The organism is Chitinophaga sp. CC14 (assembly GCF_048957795.1).
GTDB lineage: Bacteria > Bacteroidota > Bacteroidia > Chitinophagales > Chitinophagaceae > Chitinophaga > Chitinophaga ginsengisegetis.
Genome location: NZ_JARBFY010000002.1, coordinates 75,163 through 94,490, shown reverse-complemented (window position 1 = coordinate 94,490; position 19,328 = coordinate 75,163). Strand labels below are relative to the sequence as shown.

At 46.8% G+C, this 19,328-nt stretch carries 19 protein-coding genes; 5 read left to right on the top strand and 14 right to left on the bottom strand.

Features of this window, described 5'->3' with window-relative positions; translation table 11 throughout:
- Position 1 precedes the first annotated feature (1 nt).
- The 3 genes from PV783_RS09695 to PV783_RS09685 form a co-directional block, all read right to left on the bottom strand.
- Positions 2–853, bottom strand: a complete 852-nt coding sequence (locus PV783_RS09695) for a fumarylacetoacetate hydrolase family protein (protein WP_420987849.1) — start codon at positions 851–853, stop codon at positions 2–4.
- Positions 854–877: 24 nt separating this feature from the next.
- Positions 878–1,624 (bottom strand): hypothetical protein, encoded by a 747-nt coding sequence (locus tag PV783_RS09690; RefSeq protein ID WP_420987848.1) that lies wholly within the window; start codon positions 1,622–1,624, stop codon positions 878–880.
- Between the two features lie 82 nt (positions 1,625–1,706).
- On the bottom strand, positions 1,707–2,489 hold the full coding sequence (locus PV783_RS09685; RefSeq protein ID WP_420987847.1) for an SDR family NAD(P)-dependent oxidoreductase: 783 nt from the start codon (positions 2,487–2,489) through the stop codon (positions 1,707–1,709).
- Positions 2,490–2,636: 147 nt separating this feature from the next.
- On the opposite strand from PV783_RS09685, the gene PV783_RS09680 reads away from it, so the two are divergent.
- A complete protein-coding gene (locus tag PV783_RS09680) occupies positions 2,637–3,314 on the top strand; it encodes a M15 family metallopeptidase (protein WP_111579475.1) in 678 nt (225 codons plus the stop codon).
- 2 nt (positions 3,315–3,316) lie between these two features.
- Here PV783_RS09680 and PV783_RS09675 read toward each other — a convergent pair whose 3' ends face one another.
- From PV783_RS09675 to leuC, 6 genes are all read right to left on the bottom strand, one after another.
- Complete coding sequence (locus PV783_RS09675; protein ID WP_336387189.1) at positions 3,317–3,706, bottom strand: hypothetical protein; 390 nt, start codon at positions 3,704–3,706, stop codon at positions 3,317–3,319.
- Positions 3,707–3,790: 84 nt separating this feature from the next.
- Positions 3,791–5,296 carry a 2-isopropylmalate synthase gene (locus tag PV783_RS09670; RefSeq protein WP_079468953.1) on the bottom strand — a complete coding sequence of 502 codons (1,506 nt, stop codon included), beginning with the start codon at positions 5,294–5,296 and terminating at the stop codon, positions 3,791–3,793.
- A 26-nt stretch (positions 5,297–5,322) separates the two neighbouring features.
- The gene (gene leuB, locus PV783_RS09665) at positions 5,323–6,402 is read right to left on the bottom strand and encodes a 3-isopropylmalate dehydrogenase (RefSeq protein WP_079468954.1); all 1,080 of its coding nucleotides are present in this window, start codon (positions 6,400–6,402) and stop codon (positions 5,323–5,325) included.
- Between the two features lie 38 nt (positions 6,403–6,440).
- Positions 6,441–7,040: a 3-isopropylmalate dehydratase small subunit gene (leuD, locus tag PV783_RS09660; RefSeq protein ID WP_079468955.1), complete on the bottom strand. Its 600-nt coding sequence runs from the start codon at positions 7,038–7,040 to the stop codon at positions 6,441–6,443.
- A 14-nt stretch (positions 7,041–7,054) separates the two neighbouring features.
- Positions 7,055–7,804: a class I SAM-dependent methyltransferase gene (locus PV783_RS09655; protein WP_420987846.1), complete on the bottom strand. Its 750-nt coding sequence runs from the start codon at positions 7,802–7,804 to the stop codon at positions 7,055–7,057.
- 32 nt (positions 7,805–7,836) lie between these two features.
- Positions 7,837–9,240, bottom strand: a complete 1,404-nt coding sequence (leuC, locus tag PV783_RS09650; RefSeq protein WP_420987845.1) for a 3-isopropylmalate dehydratase large subunit — start codon at positions 9,238–9,240, stop codon at positions 7,837–7,839.
- Between the two features lie 153 nt (positions 9,241–9,393).
- Between leuC and PV783_RS09645 the strand changes: the two genes are divergently transcribed.
- Entirely contained in the window at positions 9,394–10,947 is a 1,554-nt protein-coding gene (locus PV783_RS09645) for a hypothetical protein (protein WP_079468958.1), read from the top strand.
- Positions 10,948–10,962: 15 nt separating this feature from the next.
- The gene (locus PV783_RS09640) at positions 10,963–11,541 is read left to right on the top strand and encodes an NADPH-dependent FMN reductase (protein WP_079468959.1); all 579 of its coding nucleotides are present in this window, start codon (positions 10,963–10,965) and stop codon (positions 11,539–11,541) included.
- Here PV783_RS09640 and PV783_RS09635 read toward each other — a convergent pair.
- Both PV783_RS09635 and PV783_RS09630 read right to left on the bottom strand, forming a co-directional pair.
- Positions 11,520–12,647, bottom strand: a complete 1,128-nt coding sequence (locus PV783_RS09635) for a hypothetical protein (protein WP_420987844.1) — start codon at positions 12,645–12,647, stop codon at positions 11,520–11,522. The genes PV783_RS09640 and PV783_RS09635 overlap by 22 nt on opposite strands.
- Position 12,648: 1 nt before the next feature.
- A complete protein-coding gene (locus tag PV783_RS09630) occupies positions 12,649–13,290 on the bottom strand; it encodes an ABC transporter ATP-binding protein (protein ID WP_079468961.1) in 642 nt (213 codons plus the stop codon).
- A 444-nt stretch (positions 13,291–13,734) separates the two neighbouring features.
- On the opposite strand from PV783_RS09630, the gene PV783_RS09625 reads away from it, so the two are divergent.
- Both PV783_RS09625 and PV783_RS09620 read left to right on the top strand, forming a co-directional pair.
- Positions 13,735–14,709 (top strand): ribonucleoside-diphosphate reductase small subunit, encoded by a 975-nt coding sequence (locus PV783_RS09625; RefSeq protein WP_079468962.1) that lies wholly within the window; start codon positions 13,735–13,737, stop codon positions 14,707–14,709.
- Positions 14,710–14,747: 38 nt separating this feature from the next.
- A complete protein-coding gene (locus PV783_RS09620) occupies positions 14,748–17,120 on the top strand; it encodes a ribonucleoside-diphosphate reductase subunit alpha (protein ID WP_079468963.1) in 2,373 nt (790 codons plus the stop codon).
- Positions 17,121–17,211: 91 nt separating this feature from the next.
- On the opposite strand, the gene PV783_RS09615 is transcribed toward PV783_RS09620, so the two are convergent.
- From PV783_RS09615 to PV783_RS09605, 3 genes are all read right to left on the bottom strand, one after another.
- On the bottom strand, positions 17,212–17,787 hold the full coding sequence (locus tag PV783_RS09615; RefSeq protein ID WP_420987843.1) for a hypothetical protein: 576 nt from the start codon (positions 17,785–17,787) through the stop codon (positions 17,212–17,214).
- Between the two features lie 80 nt (positions 17,788–17,867).
- Positions 17,868–18,686, bottom strand: a complete 819-nt coding sequence (locus tag PV783_RS09610) for a helix-turn-helix domain-containing protein (protein WP_420987842.1) — start codon at positions 18,684–18,686, stop codon at positions 17,868–17,870.
- A 9-nt stretch (positions 18,687–18,695) separates the two neighbouring features.
- Entirely contained in the window at positions 18,696–19,301 is a 606-nt protein-coding gene (locus tag PV783_RS09605; RefSeq protein ID WP_363433390.1) for a TrmH family RNA methyltransferase, read from the bottom strand.
- Positions 19,302–19,328: the final 27 nt, after the last annotated feature.

Sequence of the window (19,328 nt, the reverse complement as noted above, 5' to 3'; positions counted from 1 at the left end):
ACTATTTATACGCTACAGCAGTTTGTTTGGAAGTACCCAAACCATCAATGCCCAGTTCAATCACATCGCCTGCTTTGAGGTATACCTGCGGGTTCATGCCCAGGCCCACACCAGCCGGTGTACCGGTAGAAATCACATCTCCCGGAAGCAGGGTCATAAACTGGCTCAGGTAAGCCACTACATAGGCTACATTGAATATGAAATTGGAGGTGTTGCCATCCTGCATTTTCTGACCGTTAACGGTGAGCCATAAACGAAGATTATTCACATCGGCAATTTCATCTTTGGTGGCCAGCCACGGACCTAATGGGGCAAACGTATCACAGCTCTTTCCTTTTACCCACTGTCCGCCTCTTTCAATCTGGAAAGCTCTTTCGCTGTAGTCGTTATGCAGGCAGTAACCGGCTACATAGTCCAAAGCGTCTTTTTCTTCCACATAACTGGCTTTTTTGCCAATCACCACTGCCAGTTCCACTTCCCAGTCGGTTTTCTGACTGTTGCGCGGAATCACCAGGTCGTCGTTTGGACCTACCAGTGCACTGGTACTTTTAAAGAACACGATAGGTTCTGCAGGAATGGCTGCATTGGTTTCCCGCGCGTGATCTGCGTAGTTAAGACCGATGCAGATAATTTTGGAAGGACGAAGGATAGGCGAGCCCAAACGTGTGCCGGCAGGTACCTGTGGACACTCCGCTGCATGCGCTCCATACCATTCGGATAAGCGCGCCAGCCCGTTGGTTTCAAAGAATTTCTCTCCAAAATCTTCACCAAATGCACTCACGTCAAACATTCCCGCTGCGGTTGCAACACCCGGTTTTTCTTCTCCCGGTAAACCAAACCTGATCAGTTTCATATCGATATTATTTATTTATTAGTCTTACTTAATTTCTTTCAGTGTTTTAATCTGTAACCTTCCGTTTTCCACATGCAGGTCAATCACCGGTTCTGCTTTACCATCTTTTACAAAAGAGAAATACACATGATCATCCTGTCCTGTTGGCTGGATCACGCCTTTACTGCCACTGGGCACAGGCATGTACATGCTTTTACGAAGACCGCCAAATTCCACATACAGCTCCAGGCTGTCGGGCGAAGCATCCGGCTTGATCTCTGCGATAAAATCTGCCAGGATATTACCCGACTGGATGCTCTTTTTATATTGCTGCAACAATTCGCCTCCGGCGGTTACCTTACCAAGACCCATCGTACCTTCCATATACGCCCAGATAGGCTCAGGCGGCGTGGCAGCCCATAATATTTTAACGTCTTTTTTACTGTCTACAAAAGCATGGTAATAACGTGGCTGATGATTCGCTTTCATAACGCCGATATAACAGCTGTTGGGTTCATTCCACAACACTTTATAAAGGTCTGATTCCGGCACGCCTTTCAGGATCGCCTGTTCAAAAGTTTTTTCCTTTGTGCCTTCTTTCAGCTGAACTTTAATCGTGATCAGCGAAGTATCTTTTTCCTTATCAGAAAAAGTAACAGACACAGTGCCATCCGGTGTGGCCGGCTTTACCACCGATGCGGAATCCCCGGTGGCGGCGCCTTTGTTATTACCGGAATTACAGGCAGATAATACGGCTATTGCTATTGCCAGCCCTATTCGAAAATGTTGCATGATATAACTAAAAATTAATGAATGAATAACTTGAAAGATACGGGTAATCGTCCGCACTTTAAAACACGCATCACATTAATTATTAATTATTAAGTCTGATAAAACCGCCATCAATCGGGTAGTCGGTTCCGGTAATAAAGCCTGCTTCGTCGGAACACAGGAATAACGCCAGGTTGCCTACTTCCACCGGCTTGGCCATGCGGCCGATCGGTTGGGTTTTACTCAGTTTCTCAAACATTTCCGCTTCCCTGCCCGGGTAGTTCTTGGCAATAAATCCATCTACAAACGGTGTGTGTACTCTTGCGGGCGACACACAGTTACAACGGATATTAGCGCCGAGGTAATCTTTCGCCACGGATAATGTCATGGTCAGTACCGCGCCTTTACTCATCGAGTAGGCCAGCCTGTCCGGTATACCTACACTGGAAGCGATGGATGCCACATTCAGGATCACACCGCCGCCCTGTGCTTTCATTTGTTTGATCACTGCATACATGCAGTTGTAGGTGCCCTTTACATTTACCTGGTACACCTTGTCGAAGTCCTGTTCAGCCGTATTTTCGAGGTTACCCACATGAGCAATGCCCGCGCAGTTCACCAGGATATCCAGCTTACCGGCCGCTTGCACAATACCATCCATTACAGCGATCACCGCTGCCTGGTCGGCTACGTTGCACGCATGCACAGTTGCCTGGCCATCTGCTGCCCTGATTTCCTCTGCCGTGGTTTTACCGCCTTCCTCATTCAGCTCCAGGATATGCACCTGTGCGCCCTGTGCCCCGAATGTTTGCGCTATTGCCTGTCCTATACCGCTACCACCACCTGTGATAACTGCCACTTTATTATCTAATCTGAACAGTTCCATCGTTTAAAAATTTAAGGGTTCTAAAATACCTATTAATATAAGGTGATTGCAATTGTATTTTCACTGTATTTCATACTTTCTTGCCTAATTTTCGCAAAATTCAATAATCAGGTCCAAATACGGGGCTTTTTCCGCAATTTTAAGCACATGAAAATAATACTGTTATCAGCGCTCCTGTGGACCATTTCCGGTCAGCTATCCGCCCAGAAAATACCAGTTAACAAATACGGCCTCGCAGTATTGAGTACCCGGCAGCAATATGATCAGCTGGTAAAGGCGGACAGCAACCAGCTGCTCGTTGACCTGGAAAAGTATATACCGGGTATTAAAAAAGATGTGCGTTACGCCACTACCAATAACTTCACCAAACAACAACTCTATACCCGCACCGATATTTATCTCCGGCTGCCGGCAGCGAAAGCCCTCAAAGCCGTGCAGGAAGCCCTGCGCAAAAAAGGATACGGCCTGCTCATTTACGATGCCTACCGTCCTTATCATGTAACGGAAACGATGTTTAAAATAGTACCCAACGACCTCTATGCGGCAGATCCCCGCAAAGGATCGGGGCACAACCGCGGCGTGGCAATAGACCTCAGTATGGTAAACCTGAAAACAAATAAGCCCGTGGCAATGCCTACGGACTTTGATGATTTTACCACAAAAGCGCATGAAAACTACACCCCGCCGGACCCGGCAATGGCGGCCAACCGCAAGTTGTTAAGAGATACCATGAAGCAACATGGCTTTAAAGGAAGTTCTACAGAATGGTGGCACTTCTATCTGCCGGATTATAAAAAATACCCGCTGATGGATATCTTCTTTTAAGATTATGGAATTGTTACGGTATCCACCCGGTTGGGAATCCCCTGCCACTTTAAATAGTAGGTGCCGTTATCAGCAGGTACAAAAGAATAAGTTTTGGTTTGTGTAGTGAATGCCTGGGTGCAAACAGTGCAGGTGTTGTACAGGTATTCCGCTTTTAGCAGTACGGTGTCTTTGTCTCTTACCTCCACAATCTTGTTAATAGTGTAACAGGAATTAGGGAAAGTGCAGCTTACATCATAAAAAACACCATTCTGCCCCCTTGCATCGTTAGTGGATTTACCCATGTATTTCGCGCCGCCAATATCAGCCCATCCATACTGGGAGCAATTGTCCCCGTCTTTGGTGCAGCCGGCAAAAAATAAAATGGTCAGGAGTAGGGTAATTGTTCTCATCAGGGAAAATGTTTCACCTGTAGAACGAAGGGGCGGAGGAAAAGTTACAAAGCGAAGGGGAAGGGCTCCCCTTCGCTGTTATATTTAATATATCTTGTTCAACGCATCTACATAAGCATGCACAGAGGCATTCACGATATCGGTGGAAATACCGAAACCGTAGTACGACTGGCCGTTATGTTTTACGCGCATATTTACTTTACTCACGTCGTCGCTGCCGCCGCGCATGGATTGAATATTAAATTCATCCAGCTCAATATCATCTTTAATAATATCGTGGATAGCGTTGATGGTGGCATTAACGGGGCCATTACCGGCAGCACTGGCTTCTTTTTCTTCGCCATTGATACGCAGTTTAACGGTAGCCATCGGGCGGAGCGGATCGCCGCAAACCACCTGCAGTAAGGTTACCTTGATGGCATTGTCGCCGTAGGTTTTGGCATCGCCGTCGCCCATCAGTTCCAGCAAATCGGCATCGTTGATTTCTTTTTTGGTATCCGCCATCAACAGGAAGCGTTGGTACACTTCGTCGATGTTTACTCTTTCCAGGTTGTATCCCAGGCGCGACAGGTGATGCTTCAGAGCATGACGGCCGCTGCGGGCAGTGAGGATAATGGAGTTGGAGTTGATCCCTACATCTTCCGGGTTCAGGATTTCGTAGTTTTCGCGGTGTTTCAGTACGCCATCCTGGTGGATGCCGGAGCTGTGTGCAAATGCGTTGCGGCCTACAATGGCTTTGTTGGGCTGTACCGGCATGTGCATCATGGTTTCCACGAGATTACTGATTTCGTAGATTCCTTTTGAGTTGATCTGGGTGTGATAACCCAGCGCATGATGCGTTTTCAGGATCATGGCCACTTCTTCCAGCGAGGTGTTACCGGCGCGTTCACCAATACCATTGATGGTACATTCCACCTGGCGGGCGCCGTTGATAATACCTGCAATGGTATTGGCAGTAGCTAAACCGAGGTCGTTATGACAGTGAACGGAGATGATCGCTTTATCGATATTGGAAACGTGGTCTACGAGGTACTTGATTTTTGCGCCATACTGGTCGGGCAGGCAGTAACCGTTGGTATCGGGGATGTTCACGGTGGTAGCACCGGCTGCAATCACGGCTTCGATCATGCGGGCCAGGTATTCATTGTCTGCGCGGCCGGCATCTTCTGCATAAAATTCCACATCATCGGTGAACTTGCGGGCGTAGGATACAGCGGCTACTGCACGTTGTAAAATTTCGTCGCGAGTGCTGTTGAATTTATATTTGATGTGCATATCGGAAGAACCGATACCGGTATGGATACGCTTACGTTTTGCGAAGCGCAGGGCATCCGCGGCAGCGTCGATATCTTTATTATTGGCACGGGTAAGTGCGCAGATCACGGGCTCTGTAACCGCTTTGGAAATTTCCACCACGCTCTGGAAGTCGCCCGGACTTGAAATCGGGAAACCTGCTTCGATGATATCTACGCCTAATGCTTCGAGTTTTTTAGCTACTTCAATTTTTTCAACGGTTGTCAGCTGACAGCCGGGAACCTGTTCTCCATCACGCAAGGTGGTATCAAAGACGTATACACGATTTTTATCCATGATAGTGTAATAATTTTATTGAATGATTAATTCAGATTCTCTAATACTTTGGCGCCCATAGCGTCGGTGCCCATAATGAAATCGTTCACGGTGTGTTTGTTGGCGATGTCCATTGTTCTGTAACCTTGTCTGAGGGTAGCTTCCACCGCTTTGATCACGCGCTGTGATTCTGTTTTCAGACCAAAGGAAATATCCAGCATGAGGGCAGCAGATAAGATAGAAGCCAGCGGGTTGGCAATACCTTTACCGGCAATATCATGTGCAGATCCGTGGATAGGCTCAAAGAAACCGGTGCTGTCGCCGATAGAGGCAGATGCCAGCATCCCCATAGAACCGGCGATCTGTGAAGCTTCATCCGTAAGGATATCGCCAAACAGGTTACCGGTAACCACTACATCAAAGCGTTTAGGATCTTTGATCAGCTGCATGGCCGCGTTGTCGATAAACATATGTTCTGTTTCCACATCAGGATATTCTTTGGCTACTTCCTGTACTACTTCTCTCCACAGACGGCTTGCTTCCAGTACGTTTGCTTTATCCACAGAGCATAGCTTTTTGCGGCGGGTGCGTGCTGCTTCATAGGCTTTACGGGCAATGCGCTCTACTTCATAACGGTGGTAGATCATCAGGTCAGACGCCGTATTACGGTCGGCAGTCCTGATCTTTTCACCGAAATACACATCGCCGGTCAGCTCACGGAAAAAGAGAATATCTGAACCACGTAAAATTTCCGGTTTGATGCTGGATGCTTCCAGCAGTTCATCAAATAACTTTATCGGGCGGAGGTTGGCATACAATCCCAGTTCTTTCCTGATTTTCAGCAAACCTTGTTCTGGTCTTACTTTCAGGGTAGGATCGTTATCGTATTTAGCATGACCGATAGCGCCGAACAGGATAGCATCGGAGTTCCTTGCTTTCTGTAGTGTTTCTTCAGGCAGCGGATCACCGGTAGCTTCAATGGCTACGTGGCCCATGATTCCTTCTTCGAAGGTAAAAGTGTGATGATAATTTTTGGCTATTGTTGTCAGCACTTTTTGTCCCCATGCGGTCACTTCCTGTCCGATCCCATCTCCGGGTATAACTAGTATTTTCTTCTCAACGCCCATATATGTGTGTAGCTTTTAGTATTTAGCTTTTTTGATGATTAGAAATTATATGTTCTTGTGGTTTCGTATTGTTCAATTTCTTTACGGAGGCTCAGCAGGTAATCGATATCATCATAGCCGTTGAGCAGGCATGTTTTTTTGTACTGGTTAATATCGAAGTTTTCTTTTTCGCCGGTGCTCACAATTTTTATGAACTGGTTTTCCAGGTCTACTTCCAGTTGGGCTTTAGGATCGGCTTCTATGGCTTTAAAGATCCGGTCCAGAAAATCTTCCGATACCTGGATGGGTAAAATGAAGGTGTTGAGGGCGTTATTCTTAAAGATGTCCGCGAAGAAGCTGCTCACTACTACTTTAAACCCGGCGTCTGCAATAGCCCAGGCAGCATGTTCACGGGAGGAGCCGCAACCAAAGTTTTTGCCGCCTACCAGGATCTGGCCACTGTAGATGGGGTTGTTCATCACAAAATCCGCCTTTGGTGTATTGTCGGCCTCATAGCGCCAGTCGCGGAACAGGTTTTCGCCAAAACCTTCCCGGGTGGTAGCTTTCAGAAAGCGTGCCGGGATGATCTGGTCTGTATCTATATTTTCGATGGGTACAGGTACCGCAGATGAAACGAGGTGTTGAAATATTTTACTCATAGTGATTTTACAGTTTAAATTTTTGTGGCGGCCACTCTCAGGCGCACATAATCTGCATACAATTCGCCGTTCTTCATCAGGTGTGGCGCCAGTTCATGTTGCACCTGCTGCAGGATAGCGCCTTTGTCCTGTTCCGGTACACCGGCAAAAAAATGAGCGCCAAACATCTCCAGCCAGTCGCTGATACCCGTTTCCGGGTCCACCAGTCTGGAAGGGCGGTCAAAAAAATGCACCCTGTCTATTTTAAAGCCTTCCTTTTCCAGCAGGGTAGTATATTCTGCGGGAGAAGGGAAATACCAGAATGGTTCGTAGGTATAACCCCGCTGCTGCATGGCTTTTTCCAGGTAAGTAAGGATTTGCTGCACGTTGCCTTTGCCACCCATTTCTATCACCAGTCTGCCGCCTTTCTTCAGCTGTGCATACATCCGGCTGATGGCCTTTTCCTTTTCCCGTACCCAGTGGAGGGTAGCATTGGAAAAGATACCATCGAACTGCTGTGGCAGGGAAAAGGTAGTTGCGTCGCCTACTTCAAAAGAGATGCCAGGGAAATGTTCGCGGGCGCTGCTTATCATGGCGGCGGAAGCATCTATCCCGGTTACGGTGGCGCCTTTTTGCGCCAGCTGCGCGGTGAGTTCACCGGTGCCGCAACCCAGGTCCAGGATACTTTCCCCTGATTGTGGCTGCAGCCAGTCGATCAGGCTGTTGCCATATTCAAACACGAAGGCGTGTTTTTCTTTGTATAAGTCAGCGTTCCATTGATCCATTGCTTTCGGCTTTAACTGGTTCTTCTTGTTAACTATTGTCCTAACAATTCCCTTACATCTGTAACCTTGCCCGTAATGGCTGCTGCCGCCGCAGTGAGCGGGCTGGCCAGGAAGGTGCGGGCGTTGGGCCCCTGACGGCCTTCGAAGTTACGGTTGGAGGTAGAAATGCAGTACATACCGGCAGGCACTTTGTCTTCGTTCATGGCCAGGCAGGCGGAGCAACCTGGTTCTCGCAGCTGGAAACCGGCTTCGGCAAATATTTTGTCGATGCCTTCTTCCATTGCCTGGGCTTCTACCTGTTTGGAGCCCGGAACGATCCATACCACTACGTCATCTGCTTTATGTTTGCCTTTCACAAAATCTGCTACAAGGCGTAAATCTTCAATACGGGAGTTGGTGCAGCTGCCAATGAATACATAATCCACTTTTTTGCCCAGCAGTTCAGCGCCGGGTTGCAGGTCCATATACTCAAGCGATTTTTTGAAAGAAGGTCTTTCTTTCTCGTCGAGCTGCTCCAGTGAAGGGATGTGGCGGGTAACGCCCATGCCCATACCGGGGTTGGTGCCATAAGTGATTTGTGGTTCTATATCGGCGGCGTCAAAGGTGAGCACCTGGTCAAATTCGGCGTCGCTGTCGGAGTACAGGGTTTTCCAGTATTCCAGGGATTTATCCCAGTCAGCTCCTTTAGGAGCGAACTCGCGGCCTTTGATATAATCGAACGTGATCTCGTCGGGGGCGATCAATCCTCCGCGGGCGCCCATTTCGATGCTCATGTTACAGATGGTCATGCGGGCCTCCATACTGAGGCTCCGGATGGCTTCTCCTGCATATTCCACAAAGTAACCGGTAGCACCGGAAGCGGATATTTTAGAGATGATATAAAGAATGATGTCTTTAGAAAGTACGCCCTTGCCCAGTTGTCCGTTTACTTCAATCTTCATCCGCTTGGGCTTGTATTGCAGAATGCACTGGGTAGCCAGTACCTGTTCCACTTCGGAGGTACCGATACCAAAGGCAACGGCGCCAAAAGCCCCGTGGGTGCTGGTATGGCTGTCGCCGCACACGATGGTCATACCCGGCAGGGTAATGCCCAGCTCCGGCCCTATCACATGCACAATGCCCTGGAACCGGTGGCCCAGTCCATAAAGCTCTACGCCGAATTCAGAAGTATTCTTCGTCAGCATCTCCACCTGGCGGCGGCTCAACGCTTCCTTGATAGGCTGATCCTGGTGTAAGGTAGGTACGTTGTGATCGGCGGTAGCCCTGGTTTTAGCCGGACGGAATACGGGGATGCCACGCTTACGGAGTCCGTCAAATGCCTGGGGACTCGTCACCTCATGAATAAAGTGCGTGTTGATGTACACTGCATCGGGATGCCCCGGCTTGCTCACCACTATATGGCCATCCCAGATCTTATCAAATAACGTTTTTCCCATCCTTTTGCTTCCTTTTATAATTGTTTATACCTTCAAATCTAATGGTCCTTAATTAATTGCCATATCGCTAAATTTGCTTTAATTACAACCTTTAAACACCTCTGATATACATTAACATACTGTTTATCAATAATTTACAAGATTTTAATAACGATGCCCAACAGTCAAACTGATGCTTTATTCATATTAATAAAAACCTTAACAAAAGCAGAAAAACGCAATTTTCAGCTGGCGTTCAACAAAAACAACACCAAGGAAGACGTACTCTTTATCCAATTATTCACCACGCTGGACAAAATGAAAGAGTACGATGAAGAGCAGATACTGAAGAAAATAACGGATATCAAAAAGCAGCAGCTGTCGAATGTAAAAGCACATCTTTACAAACACCTGTTATCCAGTTTGCGGCAGTTATATAAACAAAAGGACCCCCTGATCGATCTGCGCGAGCAGCTGGATCATGCGCGGGTACTGTATAATAAAGGGTTGTACAACCAGAGCCTGAAGATCCTGGCCAAAGCCAAAACGATGGCGCTGGAGCAGGAAGAGGTGATGCTTACCTACGAAATTGTGGAGTTTGAAAAGCTGATTGAATCACGGCATATCACGCGAAGCCTGGAGAACCGGGCAGAAGTGCTGAGCGCCGAATCCAGGCAGATAGAGCAGCAGCTCACCAATATCAGCCGCCTGTCTACCCTTTCCCTGCGGATGTATGGCCTGTATCTGAAGCTGGGCCACGCCCGCAACGAGCGGGACGCCGAAATGGTAAAGTCCTTTTTTGAAAGCCAGCTGCCGTCTTTACAACATGCGCACATGAGCTTTTATGAAAAGGTGTACATGTACCAGGCGTCGAGCTGGTACTATTATATTTTGCAGGACTTTGTCATGTATTACCGCTATACCCAGAAGTGGGTGGACCTGTTCCGCAAATACCCCTCCCTGCAGCAAACGGATATGGACCTGTATATTAAGGCGCAGCATAATTTACTGACCGCGCATTTTTATACCTCCAACTTTGAAAAGTTCAAGACCGCCCTGCAGGACCTGGAAGAATTTATCCGGGACAACCAGGATAATTTTCACGAAAACACCCGCACCTCTGCTTTTGTATACCTGTATACTGCCAAAATAAACCGCTACTTCCTGGAAGGCACGTTCAGCCAGGGTTTGGCGATGGTGCCGGAACTCGAAACAGAGATCAGCAGGCATACCCTGAAAATAGACCAGCACCGGGTGCTGGTATTTTACTATAAGATTGCCTGCTTATACTTTGGTAGCGGTGATAACAGCAAAGCCATTGTTTATCTTAATAAAATTATCAATTTAAAAATTGGTAACCTCCGGGCAGATATCCAGTGTTTTGCACGAATCCTGCACCTCATTGCACATTACGAACTGGAGAATTACAGCCTGGTGGAATACCTGATCAAATCTGTTTACCATTTCATCTCAAAACACAAGGATCTTGGTTTGGTGATGGAAGAAATTATGAAGTTCCTCCGCCGTTATATTTACGCCAATCCAAAAGCATTACGCAATGCTTTCGTGGACCTGAAAGACCGGCTGGAGCAGATTTCGGAAGATCCGTATGAACGCCGTTCCTTTCTTTACCTGGATATTATTTCCTGGCTGGAAAGTAAAATCGAGAGCATACCGGTGCAGGAAGTTATTCACCGGAAATTTGTGAACAAAGAAAAACGCATTTAATAAATATACGAGCATATGTCTGCTGAAAAACACTATCATTTCGTTGCCATTTCCGGCAGTTTACGGAAAGGCTCCTACAACACAATGGCGCTGAAAGCACTGCAAAAACTATGTCCTTCAAACATCACGGTAGAACAGGTATTTTTTGATACAATCCCGATGTACAATGCGGACCTGCATACCGAGCAGTTGCCGGAAGAAGTAGTGCCGCTGGTACATAAGATTAAGGAATCGGATGGAGTGATCATTGTTTCACCGGAATACAACTATTCTATACCCGGCGCCCTGAAAAACGCGATAGACGTGGTTTCCAGGCACCCCGACAAACCATTCAGCGAAAAAGCCGTAGCTATTATGGGCGCATCGCAGGGGCAGATCGGCACCGCCAGGATGCAATATCATTTACGGCAGGTAATGGTGTTCCTGAATGCGTTTGTGATCAATAAACCAGAGATCATGATCGGCAATGCCCAGCATAAATTTGACACTGATGGCAACCTGACAGATGAACTGGCCATTAAACAGATACCACAGCTGTTGCTTTCACTGGCGCGGCTGAGCGACAAAATGGGTCATGAACCTGTTTCTATATAAGGCTCGTAGGTACGATATTTTGTAAAGAAGATAATGGCCGATGCTGTCTGTAACAACAGTACAGCCGGCCATTCATAATGTCCGAGTATCATGAACAGCACAATGAAAGAAGTAAGCATGGTATAACGTACATGCACCTCCGGATTCATTTTCGGGAAAAACAATAGGGTACGGAACAGGATCATCAATGACAATGCTGTGCAGAAAACCGTTATCAGTCCCCACGGTGTTGTTTTCGTATATGCATTAGCGGTAATGATGATCATCTCCGGTAAAAAAGTAATCACATACACTCCCACCAGCCGCATATAATGGGTGAATAAACTAACAGGAAGATTTTCCATGAAATTGAGGTACGTATCATCAAAGGCGCGATGATGCACCATCAGCTGCATATGCGACAGCACGCTGATCATAACGCCCAGCTGCAATCCGCGTAGATCAAAATAATCCCCTCTTGCCATAATAAGGAATGTAAGCCACAACACCCCTGCGGAAAACAGTTTCGTGCTCACAATACGACGGGGAAAATTGGTAAACAGTTCATACAGGAAAAACAGTACCGGCGGCTTCGTAAAGTGGCGGTTAATCCAGCGTTGCAGGTGGCCGGTAAAAAAGATCACATCGGGTTGCTCCAGCTTTCTTTCATATAACGCCAACGGCCATATACAATTGGCGATATTAACAACGGCGATGATCACTGCCTGTGGATAATATCCCTGTTGAACAGCAATCACCAGTGCAATAGCCACATACACCAGTACCGGCATATAAATGGCGGTATGGAGCTGCAGCCAGATGATGCGGCGGGCCGGTTTGGCGATGCTGCCCATGGTAGGATACAGGAAATCATATCCCTGCAGCTGAAAGGTTTTCAGCATAAAGCCCACGCATTTGAGTGCGTAGGAAGTCCACAGCAGGAGCACCAGGACCAGGAAGGTGTAATTGCCCAGGAACCCGAGCATCAATCCCTTATGATAGGCGAGCAGGTTGGCGCCATTTACCACGCCGAACAGCAGGTAAAACAGTACCAGGAAAAAGCCCGTATTCTGAATATAGAACCGTTGTGTGAATATCTTACTGAGTATCGCTGAGGTGGTACGCATGTTAGCTGAGCGTAATGTTTTTATGAGCTACTTTCAGTGTGCCCGTTACCGTTAATTCTTCCTCATCCAGTGGCTGGTGGGAAGTAATACAAAAAGAAACGCCTTTGGCGCTGTATTCACGGATCAGGTCGTACAAAACGGCCAGTGCGCGGGTGTCTATGGTAATCAGGGGTTCGTCCAGCAGGATGAGGGCCGGAGTGCCGGTGAAGGCCAGCAGCAGGGATAACTTCTTCAGCATGCCGCTCGAATAGCTGCTTACCGGGTTATTCACAAAGATATGTACCCCCAGCTTTTCGCTGATGGCCCGGATCTCTTCCGGGTTCCCTCCTTTTGTGTTGAGGTAAAGCTCCAGTAAATCGCGGCCGGTGAGGAAAGAGGGGTAAAGTGGTTCTGCCTCTGCATAGTTGATCAGGCGGCGGAACTGTACCGGGTGTTCCCGGCTGCTCACCTTTCCCTGCAGCAATATTTCCCCTTTGAAGGGGATTAAGCCCGCCATTACCTTCATGCAGGTGGTTTTGCCGGCGCCGTTCTCCCCCTGCAGCCAGTAAATGCCGGCGGGCAGCTCCAGTCGGGCAATATCCAGGATGGGTACATCCTGGTAGTTCTTCTTGACAGCATGAAGGGCAATAACCGGATCGGGCATATGAAAAAGCTTAAAACTGTAAATATGAAAAATTCTCGCATATATATCTAAAGAAGGTTATCTTTTTAACAAAAATTTTCCGGGTACATTTTTATACTGACCATCATACATTTAGCCGTAGCAGTTAAAAAATTATCATATAAGCCAGATTTTCGCGTTCTCCTTTTCACATGCTAATCATATTACATATGCACAAGGTGCAAAACCCGTGAAACACGCATTGCCACTATACTCCCATTAAAGTTGTATATCTTTTCCACACCTGTTGAAAACTATATCGGGCATGCCTTACCCGGATGCTTACATTTGTAATCCTGAGCGTATGGATTTTTAGGAAACAGAAACATGGAAATGGGATTTGTGGGCAAGAGAAGTGAGATTTCGGTATGCTGACCCCAAAAGAAAAACCAAAAACCTTCGACAGTACCCATAAAATAATTAAAGATGAGTAACGAGAATGAAATTCTTTTAAAAGAGAACAAGGACCGTTTTGTGCTATTGCCGATCAAATACCCGAAAATCTGGGAGCAATACAAAAAGCATGAAGCAAGTTTCTGGACAGCAGAAGAAATAGATTTAAGCAGTGATCTTAAGGATTGGGCAGGACTGAATGATGGAGAACGTCATTTTATTTCTCACGTACTGGCATTCTTCGCCGCCAGCGACGGGATCGTTAATGAGAACCTGGCAGTAAACTTTATGAGTGAAGTACAGATCCCGGAAGCCCGGTGTTTTTACGGCTTCCAGATCATGATGGAAAACATCCACTCTGAAACATATGCATTGCTGATTGATACTTATGTAAAAGATGCAGCAGAAAAAGATCGTTTGTTCCACGCTATCGACACCGTACCTGCGGTAAAGAAAAAAGCAGAATGGGCATTACGCTGGATTGAGAACGGCAACTTCGCAGAACGCCTGGTGGCATTTGCCGCCGTGGAAGGTATTTTCTTCAGCGGTAGCTTCTGCTCTATCTTCTGGTTAAAGAAAAGAGGACTGATGCCGGGATTAACCTTCTCCAATGAGCTGATCAGCCGGGATGAAGGACTGCACTGCGAATTCGCGTGCCTGCTTTACAGCATGCTGGAAAACAAACTGAGTGAAGAACAGGTACACAACATCATCCGTGATGCCGTGAGCTATGAAAAAGAATTTATCACAGAAGCCCTGCCGGTTGGACTGATTGGCATGAACGCCGAACTGATGTCGCAATACATTGAATTTGTGGCAGACAGATGGATCGGTGAACTGGGCTACACCAAGATATTTAATGCGTCTAATCCGTTTGACTTCATGGAAATGATTTCCTTGCAGGGTAAGACCAACTTCTTTGAAAAACGTGTGGGAGATTACCAGAAATCCGGCGTAATGGGTGGTACAAAAGAATCACAGACATTCAGCCTGGAAGAAGATTTTTAAAACATTTTGAATTACTAACCTCTTAAATTCGCAAACCCATGTTCGTAATCAAAAGAGATGGAAGGAAAGAAGCAGTGAAGTTCGATAAAATCACTGCGCGTATTGAAAAACTATGCTATGGTTTCAATACAGAATATGTAGATGCCATAGACGTAGCGAAAAAAGTGATACAAGGTTTGTACGATGGTGTAACCACCAGCGAACTCGACAACCTGGCTGCCGAAACGGCCGCCTCCCTTACTACGAAACACCCGGATTACGCCCTGCTGGCTTCCCGCATAGCAGTAAGTAACCTGCATAAGAATACCATCAAGTCGTTTTCCAAAACGATGAAGAAGCTGTATGATTATATTGATCCCAAAACCGGCAAAAATGCAGCGCTGCTGTCTGACGACGTTTGGGAAATCATCAGGAAGAATGCAGAGATCCTGGATTCCAGCATCATCTACGACCGCGACTTTGCTTTTGACTACTTCGGTTTCAAAACACTGGAACGTTCTTACCTGCTGAAAACAGACGGTAAAGTGCAGGAACGCCCGCAGCATATGCTGATGCGCGTATCTGTCGGCATTCACAAAGAAGATATTGAGTCTGCCATCAAAACATACAACCTGATGAGTGAGCGCTGGTTTACACATGCCACGCCTACCCTGTTCAACGCAGGCACTCCAAAACCGCAGATGTCTTCCTGCTTCCTGCTTACCATGCAGGACGACAGCATCGAAGGTATTTACGATACCCTGAAACAAACGGCTAAAATTTCACAAAGCGCCGGCGGTATCGGTTTAAGCATTCATAATATCCGCGCTACAGGATCTTACATCAGCGGTACCAACGGTACTTCTAATGGTATCATCCCTATGCTGCGCGTGTTCAATGATACTGCACGTTACGTGGATCAGGGTGGTGGTAAACGCAAAGGCGCTTTCGCTATCTACCTGGAACCGTGGCATGCCGACATATACGAATTCCTGGATCTGCGCAAGAACCACGGTAAAGAAGAAATGCGCGCCCGCGACCTCTTCTACGCCCTCTGGATGCCAGACCTGTTCATGAAACGCGTGGAATCCAATGGCGACTGGTCATTGTTCTGCCCGCACGAAGCGCCAGGACTGCATGAATGCTGGGGCGATGAATTTGAAGCCCTGTACGCACAATACGAACAGGAAGGACGCGCCCGTAAAACAGTAAAGGCTCAGGATCTCTGGTTTGCCATCCTCGATGCGCAAATCGAAACCGGTAACCCTTACCTGCTGTATAAAGATGCAGCCAACCGCAAATCCAACCAGCAGAACCTGGGTACCATCAAGAGTTCCAACCTGTGCACTGAAATCATCGAGTATACCGATTCAGATGAAGTGGCCGTTTGTAACCTGGCGTCCCTGGCACTGCCACGCTTCGTAATTGATGGTAAATTTGATCACCAGAAATTATACGAAGTAACCTACCAGGCTACCCTGAACCTCAACAAAATCATCGATAACAACTACTACCCTATCGAAGAGGCCAGACGCAGTAACATGCGCCACCGCCCTGTAGGACTGGGTGTACAAGGTCTTGCTGATGCGTTCATCCTGATGCGCTATCCGTTTGAAAGCGATGAAGCGAAAAAACTGAACAGCGAAATATTTGAAACCATCTACTTCGCAGGTTTAAGCGCTTCCAACGATCTCGCAAAAGTAGACGGCGCCTACGAAACCTTCAAAGGCTCCCCTGCTTCCAAAGGTATCCTCCAGTTTGATATGTGGGATGTGAAACCTTCCGCACGCTGGGATTGGGAAACCCTGAAAAAATCGATCGTGAAAGACGGTATCCGCAACTCACTGCTGCTGGCGCCAATGCCTACCGCTTCCACTTCGCAGATCCTCGGCAACAACGAGTGCTTTGAACCATACACTTCCAACATCTACACCCGTCGTGTACTGAGTGGCGAGTTTGTAGTGGTAAACAAACACCTGCTGAAAGACCTGGTAGAACTGGGACTGTGGGATAATGACATGAAAACAAAGATTATTTCACACAATGGCTCTATCCAGAACATTGCTGAAATACCTGCAAATATTAAAGAACTGTACAAAACAGTTTGGGAAATCAAACAACGTAACCTCATTGATATGGCGGCTGACCGCGGAGCTTTCATCTGCCAGTCACAATCACTGAACCTGTTCGTTGATACTCCTACTACCGGCAAACTTACCTCCATGCACTTCTACGCCTGGAAGAAAGGTCTGAAAACCGGTATGTACTACCTGCGTACTCAGGCAGCCACTCAGGCCGTTCAGTTTACCGTGGAAAAACAAGGCGGTCAGCAAATCCAGCCAATGGTTGCTACCAGTGGCAATGCAGAAGAAGAAATAGTAGTGGGTGCAGTTTGCACAATGGAAGAAGGTTGCGTTACCTGCAGTGCATAAGGGTTTATGTAAGTATAAATGCGAATCCCTGGCCAAATGGCCAGGGATTTTTTTGTGTGGTATATTTTCCCCGATCCAGATATTCCTCTTCTTAATAATTCCAGACATGATCGCTCCAAAAACGACTATCATTCATATTATGACTGCCTGTCGATTTGTTTTCATTCTTCCAAAAACAGGCCGCCTTCAAATCATCTGAGATCTCCCATTCATCAAAATTACTTCCCACAAAAGGGCCTGAATGTTTTAAAATAAAGGAGTCCCCTTCCCTTTTACCAATATAACAATTGGCGATATAATACCATTTATATTTCTTCGGATATTTCTCCAGCTGATAAGTTGGGTTTTTAGCTAGTAGAAGCACCACTAGTTTATGCTGATCAGGACTGTACAGAATAGAATCAATGAGTAGTTTGGTTTCACTATTAAAATTTCCGTAGAAGGAAAGCTTATCTGAGGAGATGTCATCATACAACTCCCGTAATAATCTTGTACTATCAATAGTATAACGTTCCTTTTCCACGGTTACCTGACTAACAAATTCTTCAGGTGTACGGGTATATATATTTTTCCAGAGGTTAGTCTTGTAGATAAATCTAAAATAGTAAACAGTTAATCCTGAAAAATAGATCAATGCGATGATAATCAGCGAAGCAAATCGTTTCATAGTAGGTTATAGGCATAATTTCATCCCAATATTATAATAATAAAACAGAGAATGCAACCACCCTGGTATAAAACCAGACATTAATAACGTCTTCCCGGCTTCGTTGTACAAAACTCTTTCCGGGCAATCTGCTTAATAAACGTCTCCGGTGAAGTTCCCAGGTAATGCTGAAAATCTTTTATTAAATGGCTCTGGTCGTGATACCCGAAATCATGGATCAGATCAAACCAGTCGATCGTATCCGCAGCATTATGCTCTATATTGTTAATCACCTGCTTGAAGCGCAGAAACCGCAGCATTTCTTTGGGAGAATAGCCTACATATTTTTTAAACCGCAGCTGCACGGTACGTTCAGACAGGTCTGCATCCGCCGCAATGGCTTTGGCCGGCTGGATAAACGGATCATTAAAATAATCAGCCCCGTTGAGCAGCGGCAATGCTCCTTCCTCTGCCGGATACGTAGCCGTAGAGATATAATCCTTTAGCAGGTCTACCCTTTCTGTTGAAGAAGGTGTTCTTTTTAATACTTCCCACAAATCATCCAACTGATGTAACTGTTCGGCATTAAGGGCATCTGCCGGTACCTGGAACAGCCGGTAAAAACCATCCAGGTTAAACACCACGGCCAACAGGTCCGTTTCCGGCAGCAACTCGTAGTTCAACATCTTCCTTAACGGTCCTAAAACAGCTACTTTATCTATCTGCATACTGCCCAGCGGATCTGCGGCGAAAGAGAACCGCACAGAAGCGCCAAAATTGAACAGCAGCATCATTTCATAATTGGGCGACAGGTGTGCAGTGGTGGTAACGAAATCCCCGCCGGATTGCATCACGTAAAAGTGCTTCACAATGTCCGACAATGGCGGCGAAACTTCGAAATGTGTACCTGCAAATGCCATATGAAACGGTTAATTTTCTTCTTCCAGATCTTCAGCTTTGAATCCCCATTCAGTCAATAGCGTCTGATACCGTTCTTCCGGCAATCCCTGTGTGTTGTAATGCCCTGCAATGGTTTTCTGGCGCATGGCCTCATAAATACTCACTGCGCAGGCTACCGAAATATTTAACGAACGGATAATACCCATCTGCGGAATAATAAAATTACCATCTGCCATTGCCCTGGCGGCATCGCTCACACCGTTCTGCTCATTACCAAACACCAATGCCACAGAGCCACTGAAATCAATATCATAGAGACTCACCGCATCCGCGGCCAGATGCGTGGTTAATATCTTATCATACTTACTGCGTAATGCGGCAAAGCAATCTGCTGCATTATCAAAATCATGTATTGTGAGCCATTGTTTGGCACTGCTGCTGCTTCTGTGGCCCCAGTTCTTTATCCGCGGCGCTTTTGATGTGATGATATAAATATCCTGTATCCCTACGGCATCGCATGTACGCATCACCGCCGACACATTATGGGGGTCCTGTACATCCTCCAGCACTACGGTTAAATTTGCCTGCCGCCTGCCCAGTACAGCTAATAATTTTTCTCTTCTTTCCGGTGTCATACGCTGAATATTAACGCAAAAATACGA

Bases quoted from the DNA above. Each gene is read 5' to 3' on its own strand.
- PV783_RS09670 (WP_079468953.1), bottom strand. From the start codon at position 5,296: ATGGATAAAAATCGTGTATACGTCTTTGATACCACCTTGCGTGATGGA.
- PV783_RS09675 (WP_336387189.1), bottom strand. From the start codon at position 3,706: ATGAGAACAATTACCCTACTCCTGACCATTTTATTTTTTGCCGGCTGC.
- PV783_RS09680 (WP_111579475.1), top strand. From the start codon at position 2,637: ATGAAAATAATACTGTTATCAGCGCTCCTGTGGACCATTTCCGGTCAG.
- PV783_RS09655 (WP_420987846.1), bottom strand. From the start codon at position 7,804: ATGGATCAATGGAACGCTGACTTATACAAAGAAAAACACGCCTTCGTG.
- PV783_RS09625 (WP_079468962.1), top strand. From the start codon at position 13,735: ATGAGTAACGAGAATGAAATTCTTTTAAAAGAGAACAAGGACCGTTTT.
- PV783_RS09635 (WP_420987844.1), bottom strand. From the start codon at position 12,647: ATGCGTACCACCTCAGCGATACTCAGTAAGATATTCACACAACGGTTC.
- PV783_RS09620 (WP_079468963.1), top strand. From the start codon at position 14,748: ATGTTCGTAATCAAAAGAGATGGAAGGAAAGAAGCAGTGAAGTTCGAT.
- PV783_RS09630 (WP_079468961.1), bottom strand. From the start codon at position 13,290: ATGCCCGATCCGGTTATTGCCCTTCATGCTGTCAAGAAGAACTACCAG.
- PV783_RS09695 (WP_420987849.1), bottom strand. From the start codon at position 853: ATGAAACTGATCAGGTTTGGTTTACCGGGAGAAGAAAAACCGGGTGTT.
- leuD (WP_079468955.1), bottom strand. From the start codon at position 7,040: ATGAGTAAAATATTTCAACACCTCGTTTCATCTGCGGTACCTGTACCC.
- PV783_RS09690 (WP_420987848.1), bottom strand. From the start codon at position 1,624: ATGCAACATTTTCGAATAGGGCTGGCAATAGCAATAGCCGTATTATCT.
- PV783_RS09640 (WP_079468959.1), top strand. From the start codon at position 10,963: ATGTCTGCTGAAAAACACTATCATTTCGTTGCCATTTCCGGCAGTTTA.
- PV783_RS09615 (WP_420987843.1), bottom strand. From the start codon at position 17,787: ATGAAACGATTTGCTTCGCTGATTATCATCGCATTGATCTATTTTTCA.
- PV783_RS09645 (WP_079468958.1), top strand. From the start codon at position 9,394: ATGCCCAACAGTCAAACTGATGCTTTATTCATATTAATAAAAACCTTA.
- PV783_RS09610 (WP_420987842.1), bottom strand. From the start codon at position 18,686: ATGGCATTTGCAGGTACACATTTCGAAGTTTCGCCGCCATTGTCGGAC.
- PV783_RS09685 (WP_420987847.1), bottom strand. From the start codon at position 2,489: ATGGAACTGTTCAGATTAGATAATAAAGTGGCAGTTATCACAGGTGGT.
- PV783_RS09605 (WP_363433390.1), bottom strand. From the start codon at position 19,301: ATGACACCGGAAAGAAGAGAAAAATTATTAGCTGTACTGGGCAGGCGG.
- leuC (WP_420987845.1), bottom strand. From the start codon at position 9,240: ATGGGAAAAACGTTATTTGATAAGATCTGGGATGGCCATATAGTGGTG.
- leuB (WP_079468954.1), bottom strand. From the start codon at position 6,402: ATGGGCGTTGAGAAGAAAATACTAGTTATACCCGGAGATGGGATCGGA.